10 protein-coding genes are annotated in these 12,492 nt (G+C 67.5%); 7 read left to right on the top strand and 3 right to left on the bottom strand.

Annotated elements, in window-relative coordinates; genetic code table 11:
- Positions 1-397: 397 nt before the first annotated feature.
- Together E0E05_RS02205 and E0E05_RS02200 are read left to right on the top strand one after the other, a co-directional pair.
- On the top strand, positions 398-2,005 hold the full coding sequence (locus tag E0E05_RS02205) for a SulP family inorganic anion transporter (protein ID WP_131615207.1): 1,608 nt from the start codon (positions 398-400) through the stop codon (positions 2,003-2,005).
- Between the two features lie 213 nt (positions 2,006-2,218).
- Positions 2,219-2,857 carry a DUF998 domain-containing protein gene (locus tag E0E05_RS02200; RefSeq protein ID WP_131615206.1) on the top strand — a complete coding sequence of 213 codons (639 nt, stop codon included), beginning with the start codon at positions 2,219-2,221 and terminating at the stop codon, positions 2,855-2,857.
- A 43-nt stretch (positions 2,858-2,900) separates the two neighbouring features.
- Here E0E05_RS02200 and tdh read toward each other — a convergent pair whose 3' ends face one another.
- Both tdh and E0E05_RS02190 read right to left on the bottom strand, forming a co-directional pair.
- Positions 2,901-3,986: an L-threonine 3-dehydrogenase gene (gene tdh / locus E0E05_RS02195; protein WP_244597879.1), complete on the bottom strand. Its 1,086-nt coding sequence runs from the start codon at positions 3,984-3,986 to the stop codon at positions 2,901-2,903.
- Positions 3,986-5,176, bottom strand: coding sequence for a glycine C-acetyltransferase (locus tag E0E05_RS02190; RefSeq protein WP_131615205.1), 1,191 nt, complete (start codon positions 5,174-5,176; stop codon positions 3,986-3,988). The genes tdh and E0E05_RS02190 overlap by 1 nt, the downstream gene beginning before the upstream one ends.
- Positions 5,177-5,400: 224 nt before the next feature.
- Between E0E05_RS02190 and E0E05_RS02185 the strand changes: the two genes are divergently transcribed.
- The 5 genes from E0E05_RS02185 to E0E05_RS02160 all read left to right on the top strand — a co-directional run bounded on the left by E0E05_RS02185 (position 5,401) and on the right by E0E05_RS02160 (position 11,971).
- Positions 5,401-6,381 (top strand): bifunctional riboflavin kinase/FAD synthetase, encoded by a 981-nt coding sequence (locus E0E05_RS02185; protein WP_131615204.1) that lies wholly within the window; start codon positions 5,401-5,403, stop codon positions 6,379-6,381.
- 1 nt (position 6,382) lies between these two features.
- Positions 6,383-7,096, top strand: coding sequence for an SDR family NAD(P)-dependent oxidoreductase (locus E0E05_RS02180; protein ID WP_131615203.1), 714 nt, complete (start codon positions 6,383-6,385; stop codon positions 7,094-7,096).
- Positions 7,093-7,851, top strand: coding sequence for an SDR family NAD(P)-dependent oxidoreductase (locus E0E05_RS02175; RefSeq protein ID WP_210215745.1), 759 nt, complete (start codon positions 7,093-7,095; stop codon positions 7,849-7,851). The genes E0E05_RS02180 and E0E05_RS02175 overlap by 4 nt, the downstream gene beginning before the upstream one ends.
- Before the next feature lie 208 nt (positions 7,852-8,059).
- A complete protein-coding gene (locus tag E0E05_RS17445) occupies positions 8,060-11,245 on the top strand; it encodes an isoleucine--tRNA ligase (RefSeq protein WP_192900431.1) in 3,186 nt (1,061 codons plus the stop codon).
- 153 nt (positions 11,246-11,398) lie between these two features.
- A complete protein-coding gene (locus E0E05_RS02160; protein WP_131615202.1) occupies positions 11,399-11,971 on the top strand; it encodes a hypothetical protein in 573 nt (190 codons plus the stop codon).
- Positions 11,972-11,985: 14 nt separating this feature from the next.
- On the opposite strand, the gene E0E05_RS02155 is transcribed toward E0E05_RS02160, so the two are convergent.
- Positions 11,986-12,441 carry a nucleoside deaminase gene (locus tag E0E05_RS02155; protein ID WP_244597877.1) on the bottom strand — a complete coding sequence of 152 codons (456 nt, stop codon included), beginning with the start codon at positions 12,439-12,441 and terminating at the stop codon, positions 11,986-11,988.
- Positions 12,442-12,492: the final 51 nt, after the last annotated feature.

The following is a 12,492-nucleotide window of genomic DNA, read 5'->3' as shown; positions in this document are numbered from 1 at the left end:
TTCTCTTTCATGCCGCCCATTTCCTCGTGGCGGTGGCGCGCAAGCGCGCGACCGCTGGCGGCATGGGCATGATGTAAGCCACGCGGCTTCATCGCGACCAATCAAGGCGGGGAGCGATCCCCGCCTCTTTTCATGCTGGCTTCTTTTTCATGCCGCCCATTTCCTCGTGGCGGTGGCGCGCAAGCGCGCGACCGCTGGCGGCATGGGCATGATGCAGGCCACGCGGCTTCATCGCGACCAATCAGGGCGGGGAGCGATCCCCGCCTTTTCTTTTGGGGTCCAGACCCGATCGCGTCATGCATCTGTGCATGTCAGCTGACCGATAGCCCGTGTTGCATTGCACACACGATGCTGTAGGAGGACGTATTCCTTGATCGTCTTCCGGACCGCTTGTTTCATGAAAGCCACCCTGGCAGCCCTGGCCGGGCGCATGTCGTTTGCCGACACCGTTCCGCACTCACCACCTCCGCTCACCCCCTCGCGCATCAGGACAGAGCTTCTGTCGGGTCTGACCGTGGCGCTCGCGCTCGTTCCCGAAGCGGTGGCCTTTGCCTTCGTCGCCGGGGTTCATCCGCTGGTCGGGCTCTATGCGGCGTTCATCGTCGGCCTGATCACCGCCATAATGGGCGGCCGGCCGGGCATGATCTCCGGCGCCACCGGCGCGCTCGCCGTGGTGATGGTGTCGCTGGTCGCCCAGCATGGCGTCGAATACCTGTTCGCCGCCGTCGTGCTGATGGGCATCATTCAGATCCTCGCCGGCCTTTTCCACCTGGGCAAGTTCATTCGCCTGGTGCCGCATCCGGTCATGCTCGGTTTCGTCAACGGGCTGGCGATCGTCATCTTCATGGCGCAGCTGTCCCAGTTCAGGGTGCCCGGACCCGATGGCGGCCAGGTCTGGATGACCGGCTGGCCGCTCGCCCTCATGCTCGGCCTCGTCGCGCTGACGATGGCGATCATCTGGGCCCTGCCCAAACTCACCAGGGCCGTGCCCGCGCCGCTCGCCGGCATCGCGGTCGTTGCCACGCTGGTGATCGCCTTCGGTATCGATGTGCCGCGCGTCGGCGATCTGGCCTCGATCGAGGGCGGCTTGCCGCAATTCCATGTGCCCGCGGTGCCCCTGACGCTGGAGACGCTGTGGATTGTCCTGCCCTATGCGCTGATCCTTGCGGCCATCGGCCTGATCGAGAGCCTTCTGACGCTCAATCTGGTCGGCGAGATCACCGGCCAGCGCGGCGGCGCATCGAAGGAATGCGTCGCCCAGGGCACCGCCAACACCGTAACCGGCTTCTTTGGCGGCATGGGCGGCTGCGCGATGATCGGTCAGTCCATGATCAACGTCAAATCGGGCGGACGAACGCGCCTGTCGGGCATTTCGGCCGCGCTGTTCCTGCTCGCCTTCATCCTGTTCGCCTCGTCTCTGATCAAGCAGATCCCGCTTGCCGCGCTGGTCGGCGTCATGTTCATGGTCGTGATCTGCACGTTCGCCTGGCAGAGCCTGACGATTCTGCGCCGCATTCCGACGACCGACGCCTTCGTCATTTTTCTGGTCACCATCGTCACCGTTCTGACCGACCTTGCCATCGCGGTCATCGTCGGCGTCATCGTCTCGGCGCTCGCCTATGCGTGGAGCAACGCCACGCGCATCCGCGCGACGACGCACATAACCCCCGAAGGCGCCAAGACCTACCAGATCGAGGGGCCGCTGTTCTTCGGCTCCGCCGATGGCTTCGTCGAACTGTTCGACCCGGACAACGATCCGGCGCTGGTAATCGCCGATTTCATGAACAGCCGCGTCGCCGACCAGTCGGCCCTGCAGGCGATCGAGCAGATCGCCGGACGTTACGAAGCGGCCGGCAAGACGCTGCAGCTGCGCCACCTGTCGCGCGACTGCCATCAGCTTCTCAACCGCGCCGGCCAGCTCATCGTCGATTCCGACGACGATCCGGACTATGGCGTGGCCGTCGACTATGGCGTCAGGATCGGATCGCTGGGCGGCGCGCACTGATACCGATCCGGTATCGATCAGCGCGGCGATGTCCGGCGCGTGCGCTTCGAGCGCCGTCCGGCCTTTCGGACTGAGCGCGTGGACGCCCTTCGCCGCGCGGTGTGTCCACATGGACGTGATCGGTGATCGCCTGCCGCTCGACGGTCTGAACCATCATCGCGCGCGTCGGCCGGTTCGAAGGGAACGATCTGCGTCCGGGGCGGTTTGCCTGACATGCATGCCACGCTCACAGCGCCGTCCGCACGGCGGACCAGGGATCGGGCCACACTCGTCTGCGGCATCGCCGGGCTGGCCAGCTGCATGATCGTCATCATGGCGGACTTCACCACCGCGACCATCTACGAGCGGCTCGGCCTGTTCGCCGACACGATCAGCGCGATGGCCGCCGGACGCGGTGCGATGATCATGGATACGGCGCTGCTCATTCTGGTTGGCGGCATTGTGGCCATCGCATTCGGGCTCTGGCGGCAAAGGCTGCCGGGCTGGCGCTGGCGGGCCGTGATCATTGCCTTGCTGGCGGTCGCCGGCATCATCGCCGCCATTGCCCTCTTCAACGAGTATGGGGACGGTGACGTCAACGACAGCTGGACTTTCCACTACCGGCTCGTCTATGCGCTCGGCATCATCTTCACGGCCGTACCGCTTCTCGCCGCACACGATCTCAAGCCGATCGATCGTCGGCTGTGGCTGGGCTCCTATGCGCTCGGCGCGGCATGGTTCGTCGCCGGCCCGCTGATGTTCACGGTACCCACCGGCTGGGACGGACTCCTCGAACGCGTGGCGGCCGGCATCATGCTCTTATGGCTCATAGGTGCCTCGATCTTCCTGATCCGGCAACCGGACGGCCGGTAGCGGCTCGGCCTCCGAGAAAGGCGTGCCTCCGCGTCCGGTCCGCTCAGCTCCAGTCCAGCACGACCTTGCCGCTGTCGCCCGAGCGCATCACGGCGAAGCCCTGCTCGAACGCATCGGCGGAGAACCGGTGCGTGATCACGGGCGCGACGTCGAGCCCGTTCTCGAGCATGGCGATCATCTTGTACCAGGTCTCGAAGATCTCGCGGCCATAGACGCCCTTGATGGTGATCGCCTTGAAGACGATGCGCGACCAGTCGACCGGCGACTTGCCCGGCGGAATGCCGAGCATGGCGATGCGACCGCCCATGACGAGCGCCTCGACCATCTGGTCGAACGCCGCCTGCGAGCCGCTCATCTCAAGGCCCACATCGAAGCCTTCCTTCATGCCGAGCCGTTCGGTCACCGATTTGAGGTCGGTCGTCGCCACGTTCACCGGCACCACATCGGCGACCTTCCCGGCGAGCGCCAGCCGCTCGGGATTAATGTCGGTGATCACCACATGGCGCGCGCCGATGTGGCGGGCGACCGCGCCGGCCATGATGCCGATCGGCCCGGCGCCGGTGATCAGAACGTCCTCGCCGACCAGGTCGAACGAGAGCGCGGTGTGCACCGCATTGCCGAGCGGGTCGAGGATCGCGCCGATCTCGTCGGGAACGCCGTCGGGCAGCGGCACGACGTTGAAGGCGGGCAGGCGCAGATAGTCGGCGAACGCGCCCTGCTCGTTGACGCCGATGCCACGCGTTTCAGGATCGAGATGAAAGCGCCCGGCGCGGCTCGCCCGGCTCTGCTTGCCGACCAGATGGCCCTCGCCCGACACGCGCTGGCCGAGCGTCAGGTCGGTGACGTTGCGTCCCTTGTCGACGATCACGCCGGCGAATTCGTGCCCGGTCACGAGCGGCACGGGCACGGTCCGTTCGGCCCATTCGTCCCAGTTCCAGATGTGGATGTCGGTGCCGCAGATGCCGGTCTTGCGGATGCGGATGAGCACATCGTCCGGGCCGATCTCGGGCACCGGCACGCGCTGCATCTCAAGGCCCGGCCCCGCCTCGGCCTTGACCAATGCCCGCATCATGTTGGGGCGGCGTTGGGCTTCGACCTCGCGGCCGGATCTGACCAGGCTTTCGACCATCACAGCACTCCCGTGCGCTTGCCCGCCCGCTCGAAGGCACGCAGGGCTGCATCGAGATCGTCGCGGCTCAGGGCCGCGTTCATCTGCGTGCGGATGCGCGCCTGGCCCTTCGGCACGACCGGAAAGAAGAAACCCGAGACATAAACGCCCTCCTCGAAAAGGGCGGCGGCCATGTCCTGGGCGAGGCGCGCCTCGCCCAGCATGACCGGCACGATCGGGTGTTCGCCCGGCAACAGCTCGAAACCCAGATCGGTGAGCCCGGCTCGCCAGTGATCGGCATTGCCGAACAGGGCGGCGCGCAGATCGTCGGCCTTTTCGACCAGATCGATCGCGGCGATCCCGGCGGCGACGATCGCCGGCGGCAGCGCGTTCGAGAACAGGTAGGGCCTGGCGCGCTGGCGCAACATGTCGATAACCGCCTGCGGGCCGGCGATGTAGCCGCCCAGCGCTCCGCCCAGCGCCTTGCCGAGCGTGCCGGTGAGGATGTCGATCTGGTCGCCGACGCCGAAATGGGCATGGGTTCCGCGCCCCTGCGGCCCCATGAAGCCGGTGGCATGGCAGTCGTCGACCATGACGAGCGCGTCGTACTGGCCCGCCAGCATGGCGATCTCGGGAAGTCTCGCCAGATAGCCGTCCATCGAGAAGACGCCATCGGTTGCGATCATCACGAAGCGCGCGCCGTCGGCCCGCGCGGCCTTCAGTTGCGCTTCGAGATCGTCCATGTCCGAATTGGCGTAGCGGTGGCGTTTGGCCTTGCACAGGCGGATGCCGTCGATGATCGAGGCATGGTTGAGCGCGTCGGAGACGATCGCGTCCTCGGGCCCGAGCAGCGGCTCGAACAGGCCGCCATTGGCATCGAAGCACGCCGCGAACAGGATCGCGTCGTCCTTGCCCAGGAACGCGGCCAGCCGGTGCTCCAGCGCCCTGTGCAGGTCCTGGGTGCCGCAGATGAAGCGGACCGAGGCCATGCCGAAGCCGTGATCGTCCATCGCCCCTTTCGCCGCGGCGATCAGGTCCGGATGGTCGGCAAGGCCCAGATAGTTGTTGGCGCACAGATTGATCACCTGCCGGTCGCCGACCGCGATTCGGGCACCCTGCGGCGAGGTGATCTCGCGCTCGCGCTTGATCAGCCCGTCGCGCTCCATGGTCGCAAGACTCTCCTCGAGATGAGCGATGAACGCGTCCGGCATGGCGCTTCCTCCCGGCACCATGGTGACCGATCCGCGACGGCCATTCAATCGCAACGGCGAAGCGTGCTGTCGGAACCGCGCCCATCGACGGCCATGGCAGGCCCGCGGCAGGCTTGAAACGGCCTCCAAAGTATGCACTTTCGCCGCACGGCTTCGAGGCTTCCACGCATGCATGAACATTCGGCGCCACAGCCCGTGCGCGGCCTTGTCGGCGGACCCCGGCGATGATCGCACGCATTTCCTCGCTCGGCGCGCTCGACGGCGATCTGCGCGGCGGCACCGTGGCGATCGGCAATTTCGACGGCGTCCACCGGGGCCATCAGGCCGTGCTGGAAACGGCCCGCGCGGCGGCGACGCGCGACGGCACGCCGCTTGTCGTGCTGACCTTCGAGCCGCATCCGCGCGCCGTGTTCACGCCCGATCGGGCGCCGGCGCGGATCACGCCGGCGCCGATGAAGGCCGAGATCCTGGGCGCGCTCAGCTTCCAGGCGGTCGTCGAGATGCCGTTCACGCTCGATTTCGCCGCTCTGAGCGCCGACCAGTTCATCGACGACGTGCTGGTGGGCGGTTTCGGCGTCCGCCATGTCGTCACGGGCTTCGACTTTCACTTCGGCGCGCGCCGCCAGGGCGGGCCGGCCTTTCTGATGGAAGCGGGCACGACGCGCGGGTTCGACGTGATCCTGGTCGACGCCGAGCGCGACACGGACATCCACGTCATCTCGTCGAGCCGCATTCGCGAGGAACTGGCGGCGGGCCGGCTCGACCATGCCAACGCGCTGCTCGGCTATCGCTACCGGGTGCGCGCGCCGGTCGTTCAGGGCGAAAGACTCGGCCGCACGCTCGGCTATCCCACCGCCAACATGGCGCTGCCGGAAGAAACCCCGCTCGCGCACGGCATCTATGCGGTGCGCTTCATCCGGCCGGACGGGGCGATCCATGACGGTGTCGCCAGTTTCGGCCGCCGGCCGACCGTGACCGAGGACGGCGCGCCGCTGCTGGAGACCTTTGTGTTCGACTTCGACGGCGATCTCTACGGCGAGGAGGCCACGGTGTGCCTGGTCGCCTTCCAGCGCGGCGAGGAGAAGTTCGACGATCTGGACGCGCTGATCGCCCAGATGAAGCGCGACGAGGCGACGGCACGGGCAACGCTTGAGGCGATCGCGCCCCTGTCGCCGCTCGACGCCAAACTGACCTTCGGAGGCTGACATGGCCGGCCGCCTCAGGATCGTCATCACCGGCGGCACCAGCGGGATCGGGCTCGAACTGGTCCGGCGGCTGGCGCCGCGTCACGACGTCCTCGTTGCGGGGCGCCGGGCGGAGGCCGACGCGCTGCCCGCGCTGCCGGCCGGCGTGCGGTATGTCTGCGCGCCGCTCACCGATCCCGAGGGCGCGACGGTGACCATCGCCGAGGCGCTTCTGCGCGCCGGCTGGGTGAAGCTCGACAATCTGGTGCTCAATGCGGGCACGGGGTTCGCGGTCGCCGACGGCATCGAGACACCGCAGCAGGTGCGCGAGACGCTGGCCGTCAACCTGACATCGTCGGTGCTGCTCGCCCGGGCGCTGTTTCCCTGGCTCGAAAAGGCCGGCGGCACGCTGAGCTTCGTCGGCTCGGTTGCGCACCGGGGCCAGGGGCTGTTTCCCGCCTATGCGGCGTCCAAGGCCGGCCTGCACGGTTTTGCCCGCGCGCTGAAAGCCGAATGGGCCGGCCGCGTCGCCGTGCAGGTGATCCATCCGGGGCCGACGCGCACCGACATGCACGAAAAGGCCGGACACGATCCGGGCCGGATGCGCGCGCTGTTTCTGCCGGCCGACCGCGTCGCGGCGATGATGGAAGGCGCGATCGCGGCGCGGCGCTCGCCGGTGACGGTTTCCTTCGGACGCCATCTCGCCGGCGGCGCGCTGTGGAGCGGTCGGTTGTGAGCGCGCCTGGCACCGCGTTCGTCACCGGCGCCACGGCGGGGCTCGGCCGGGCGATGGCCGAACGGCTGGCCGGCGACGGATACCGCGTCATCGGCGTCGACCGCGATGACCCCGGCAAGGAGGCCCCGTTCGAGCACTGGCGCTGCGATCTCGCCGACGGCGCCGCCGTCGACGCTCTCGCCAAACGCCTTGCCGAGGCCGGCCCGTTCGACCGCGTCATCTTCAATGCCGGCATTTCGGCGACCGGCCCGTTCTCGGTGATCCCCGCCGAGGCGCATGCGCGGCTTCTGGCGGTCAATCTGGAAGCGCCGATGGTGCTGTGCGCCGCGCTCGCCAACTCCGGAGCATTCGCACGCGGCGGCCGGATCGTCTTCGTCTCCTCGCTCAGCCGCTTCACCGGCTATCCGGGGGCTGCGAGCTATGCGGCGTCGAAGGACGCGCTCGCGGTCTACGCACTGTCGATCCGCAGGCCCTTCGCAAAGCGCCTGGGCGTCGGCGTCTCGGTCGCCTTTCCGGGCCCCTTGCGCACGGACCATGCGGCCCGGCACGCGCCGCAAGGCGCCGATGCGGCACGGCGCATGGACCCGGGCGTGGCGGCGCGGCTGATCCTCGCCGGAGCCGAGCGCGGCCGCGCGATGATCGTGCCGGGCGGGGCCGCGCGTCTGATCTCGCTCGCCGGCCGGATCGCGCCCGGGCCGGTCACTGCGATGATGAAACGCATCATCCACGACCGGCTCGACGGGCCGGTGACCTGAATTGCGCCTTCCATTCGCACCGCACCATTGCTAGAAGCCGGCCCATGTTGATCCGCGTCCGCGCCATCATTCGAATTACTGGCCCGGCCCGCCGCTGACCTAGCGCTGCGGGACCGGGAGTTCGTTATTGCGGGTCCGCCCGCCTTCGCCCGAAAAATTCAATGTTGCCGCGCCCGCCGCGCCGCACCCGTTCAAGACGGCAGAACCGATGACCGATACCAAGACGCCCAGCGCCAACGACAATTCCGAGGCGCTCGACTATTCCAAGACGCTCTATCTTCCCCAGACCAACTTTCCGATGCGCGCCGGCCTCCCGAAGAAGGAGCCGGAACTGGTCGCCCGCTGGCAGGAGATGGGCCTTTACAGACGCCTTCGCGAGGACGCCGCCGGGCGGCCGAAATTCGTGCTGCACGATGGCCCGCCCTATGCCAACGGCAACATCCATATCGGCCACGCGCTCAACAAGATCCTGAAAGACGTCATCACCCGCTCGTTCCAGATGCGCGGTCATGATTCCAACTATGTGCCGGGCTGGGACTGCCACGGCCTGCCGATCGAATGGAAGATCGAGGAGCAGTACCGGGCCAAGGGCCGAGACAAGGACCAGGTGCCGGTCAACGAGTTCCGCAAGGAATGCCGCGACTTCGCCGAACACTGGATCAAGGTGCAGACCGACGAGTTCAAGCGGCTCGGAATCGAGGGCGACTTCGACGACCCCTATCTGACGATGAGCTATCACGCCGAGGCGCGGATCGCCGGCGAACTTCTGAAATTCGCCAGAAGCGGCCAGCTTTATCGCGGCTCCAAGCCGGTGATGTGGTCGGTGGTCGAACGCACCGCGCTGGCCGAGGCCGAGGTCGAATATCAGGACTACGAGAGCGACACGGTCTGGGTGAAGTTTCCGGTTCAGCCAATCGAGATAGAGACGTATCCGGCCGATGATGGTCCAATCCGAGACGTACCGAAGACGGTCTTCAGCCCCGACCTGGAAGATGCCTTTATCGTCATCTGGACGACCACCCCCTGGACCATCCCCGGCAACCGGGCGATCAGCTATTCGCCGCGCATCAGCTACGGTCTGTACGAAGTCACCGCCGCGGAGAACGATTTCGGGCCTCAGCCGGGCGAGAAGCTCGTTTTTGCCGACACGCTCGCCGAGGAGAGCTTCGCCAAGGCCAAGCTCGAATTCACGCGACTGCGCGATGTGGCGGCCGATGAACTGGCGTCGATCACCTGCGCCCACCCGCTCAAGGGTCTCGCCGGCGGATACGACTTCACTGTCCCGCTGATCGAGGGTGACCACGTCACCGACGATGCCGGTACCGGGTTCGTGCACACCGCGCCGGGCCATGGACGCGAGGACTTCGAGGCGTGGATGGACCATGCCCGCGATCTCGAAGCGCGCGGCATCTCGTCCGCCATCCCGTTCACCGTCGACGATGCGGGCTTCTTCACCAGGGACGCGCCCGGCTTCGGCCCGGACCGCGAGGGTGGGCCGGCGCGCGTCATCGACGACAAGGGCAAGAAGGGCGACGCCAACAAGGCGGTGATCGCCGCGCTGATCGAAAAGGACATGCTGTTCGCGCGCGGCCGGCTCAAGCACACCTATCCGCATTCGTGGCGGTCCAAGAAGCCGGTCATCTTCCGCAACACGCCGCAATGGTTCGTCCATATGGACAAGGAACTGGACGGGTACGGTCTCAAGGGCCCCTCATCCGGTCCTTCGGACCACCTTCTCCCCGCCGGCGGGGAGAAGGATCAGAGCGTGGCACCGCCCCAGGCGGCCAACACTTCGGGCACGTCGCTTGCCACCCCCTCTCCCCGCTCGCGGGGAGAGGGTAAGGGTGAGGGGCAAACGCAAACCGGCGAGCAGAAAACATCCGACACGCTGCGCAGCCGTGCGCTGGCGGCCATCGACGCCACCCGCTTCGTGCCGAAATCCGGCCAGACGCGCCTGCGCGGCATGATTGCCGACCGGCCCGACTGGGTGCTCTCCAGACAAAGGGCCTGGGGCGTGCCGATCTGCGTGTTCGCCGACGACGACGGCAGCGTGCTGCAGGACGACGCGGTCAATGCCCGCATCCTGGATGCGTTCAAGACCGAGGGCGCCGACGCATGGTTCGAGGAAGGCGCCAAGGAGCGGTTCCTTGGCAACGATCACGACCCGGCCAAATGGCACCAGGTCACCGACATCCTCGACGTCTGGTTCGATTCGGGCTCGACGCACACCTTCACGCTGGAGGACCGGCCGGACCTGAAATGGCCCGCCGACGTCTATCTGGAAGGCTCGGACCAGCATCGCGGCTGGTTCCATTCCTCGCTTCTGGAAAGCTGCGGCACGCGCGGCCGGGCGCCCTACGACACGGTCATCACGCACGGCTTCACGATGGCCGAGGACGGCCGCAAGATGTCGAAATCGCTCGGCAACCAGGTCTTTCCGCAGGACGTGATGAACCAGTCGGGCGCCGACATCCTGCGCCTGTGGGTCATGACGACCGACTATTGGGAGGACCAGCGCCTTGGCAAGTCGGTCATCCAGACCAACATCGATGCCTATCGCAAGATGCGCAACACGATCCGCTGGATGCTGGGCACGCTCGCCCATGACGAAGGCGAAAGCGTCGAATATGGCGACATGCCCGAACTCGAACGGCTGATGCTGCACCGGCTGTGGGAACTCGACCGGCTGGTCGATGCCGGCTACGACGCGTTCGACTTCAAGCGCATCACCCGCGCCCTGCTCGACTTCATGGTGCTGGAGCTTTCGGCGTTCTATTTCGACGTACGCAAGGACGCGCTCTACTGCGATCCGCCATCCTCCATGCGGCGCAAGGCGGCACTGCACGTGGTCCATCATCTGTTCAACCGGCTGGTGACCTGGCTGGCGCCGATGCTGCCCTTCACCATGGAGGAGGCGTGGCTGTCGCGCTATCCGGATGCGGAGTCGGTGCATCTGGAACAGTTCCGCAAATGCCCCGATCACTGGCGCGACGATGCGCTGGCCGAGAAGTGGAAGAAGGTCCGCAAGGTACGCCGGGTCGTGACCGGCGCGCTGGAGATCGAGCGGCGCGACAAGCGCATCGGCGCCTCGCTGGAGGCCGCGCCGGTCGTCCACGTGACAGACGATGCGCTGCGCGCGGCGATCGACGGCGTCGACATGGCCGAGGTCTCGATCACCTCGGATATCGCGATCAGCGCCGAGCCCGCGCCGGACGGAGCCTACACGCTGGACGACGTCGCCGGCGTCGCCGTCGTGCCGCGCAAGGCGGAGGGCCGAAAGTGCGCGCGCTCGTGGCGGGTCACCCGCGATGTCGGCGCCGATCCGGAGTTCCCGGACGTTTCCGGGCGCGATGCCGCCGCGCTGAAGGAACTGCGGGCGCTCGGCCGCATCTGAACGGTGTTCGGTCATGGTTAACCAACCATGATCGAGCCGATTTACGCCCGGCGGCAGGATGTGCTAGGGCGCCTTCACGAAATTGCCGGATTTTCCGTGCAGCAGGTCCGGGCCGGCGCGCCGACCCGGCCCCGACAAGATCCAAGGTCCGCCATGAACCGCACCGCCCTACGACCCACCGTCACGCTCGCGCTCGTTTGCGCCGGCGGCCTTGCCGTCACGGGCTGCTTCGGGCCGACCTACGGAACCGGCGTGACCGCCTCGGACCAGCTCATGGACGATCTGGGCAACGCGATCTCGCTGCGCGACCGCAGCCCGCCGCCGCCGATCAACTACACGCCGCGGCCCGGGCTGGTCGAGCCGACCGATACGACCACGCTGCCCCCGCCGCAGGAGAACATCGTCACCGCTTCGGGCGATCTGTGGCCCGAGAGCCCCGAGGAGATGCGCGCACGCGTGCGCCGGGAAGCCGATGAAGGCCGCCGCGATCCGAACTTCATCGTCGGCCGCGACAATGCCGACGCGGTCGGTGCCGGCGAGGGCCCGTCCCGCACGGCCGGAACCGCCGGCCAGCGCGTCTACCTGACCGACCCGCCGACCGAGTACCGCATTCCGGCCGCCTCGGCGCCCTACGGCGACCGCGGCCTGTCCGAACGCGACAAGGAACGCGCGGCCAAGCGGGCGAGCGGAGACCGGCCGGCGTGGCGTCGCTGGCTGCCGTTCTGAGCTGACGGCCGGGGTCACCGCCTCGTCCGGAAGAAATCCCTCAGCAGCGTGGCGGCCTCGGCCTCGCCGATGCCCGGATAGACGTCCGGCGCATGATGACAGCCCGGCTGATCGAAGAAGCGGACGCCGGAGACGACCGCGCCCCCCTTCTCGTCGACCGCCCCGAAATAGAGCCGCCGGATGCGCGCAAAGGAGATCGCGGCCGCGCACATGGTGCATGGTTCGAGCGTGACGTAGAGGTCGCAGCCCGGCAGACGCTCGCTGCGTAGCGCCGCGCACGCCTGACGGATGGCGAGCATCTCGGCATGCGCGCTCGGATCGTGGGCCTCGCGCGGCCGGTTGCCGGCCCGGGCTATGACGGCGCCGTCGCGGACGATGACCGCGCCGACCGGCACCTCGCCGCGTTCGGCGGCGGCGCGCGCCTCGTCGAGCGCGATCTGCATGAAGCTCTGCTGGCCGGGGGGCGTCATCGGCAAGTTTCCCTCGCGCGGAACGGCGCGACCTGATAGTCACGCGCCGAA

Origin of the sequence: Roseitalea porphyridii (assembly GCF_004331955.1) — a bacterium.
GTDB lineage: Bacteria > Pseudomonadota > Alphaproteobacteria > Rhizobiales > Rhizobiaceae > Roseitalea > Roseitalea porphyridii.
Note: the sequence above shows the minus strand (reverse complement) of the source record. Positions and strands in the feature narration are given on the sequence as shown.

Excerpts from the sequence above, each read along its gene's own strand:
- E0E05_RS02205 (WP_131615207.1), top strand. The coding sequence starts at position 398 with ATGAAAGCCACCCTGGCAGCCCTGGCCGGGCGCATGTCGTTTGCCGAC.
- E0E05_RS02200 (WP_131615206.1), top strand. The coding sequence starts at position 2,219 with ATGCATGCCACGCTCACAGCGCCGTCCGCACGGCGGACCAGGGATCGG.
- tdh (WP_244597879.1), bottom strand. The coding sequence starts at position 3,986 with ATGGTCGAAAGCCTGGTCAGATCCGGCCGCGAGGTCGAAGCCCAACGC.
- E0E05_RS02190 (WP_131615205.1), bottom strand. The coding sequence starts at position 5,176 with ATGCCGGACGCGTTCATCGCTCATCTCGAGGAGAGTCTTGCGACCATG.
- E0E05_RS02185 (WP_131615204.1), top strand. The coding sequence starts at position 5,401 with ATGATCGCACGCATTTCCTCGCTCGGCGCGCTCGACGGCGATCTGCGC.
- E0E05_RS02180 (WP_131615203.1), top strand. The coding sequence starts at position 6,383 with ATGGCCGGCCGCCTCAGGATCGTCATCACCGGCGGCACCAGCGGGATC.
- E0E05_RS17445 (WP_192900431.1), top strand. The coding sequence starts at position 8,060 with ATGACCGATACCAAGACGCCCAGCGCCAACGACAATTCCGAGGCGCTC.
- E0E05_RS02160 (WP_131615202.1), top strand. The coding sequence starts at position 11,399 with ATGAACCGCACCGCCCTACGACCCACCGTCACGCTCGCGCTCGTTTGC.
- E0E05_RS02155 (WP_244597877.1), bottom strand. The coding sequence starts at position 12,441 with ATGACGCCCCCCGGCCAGCAGAGCTTCATGCAGATCGCGCTCGACGAG.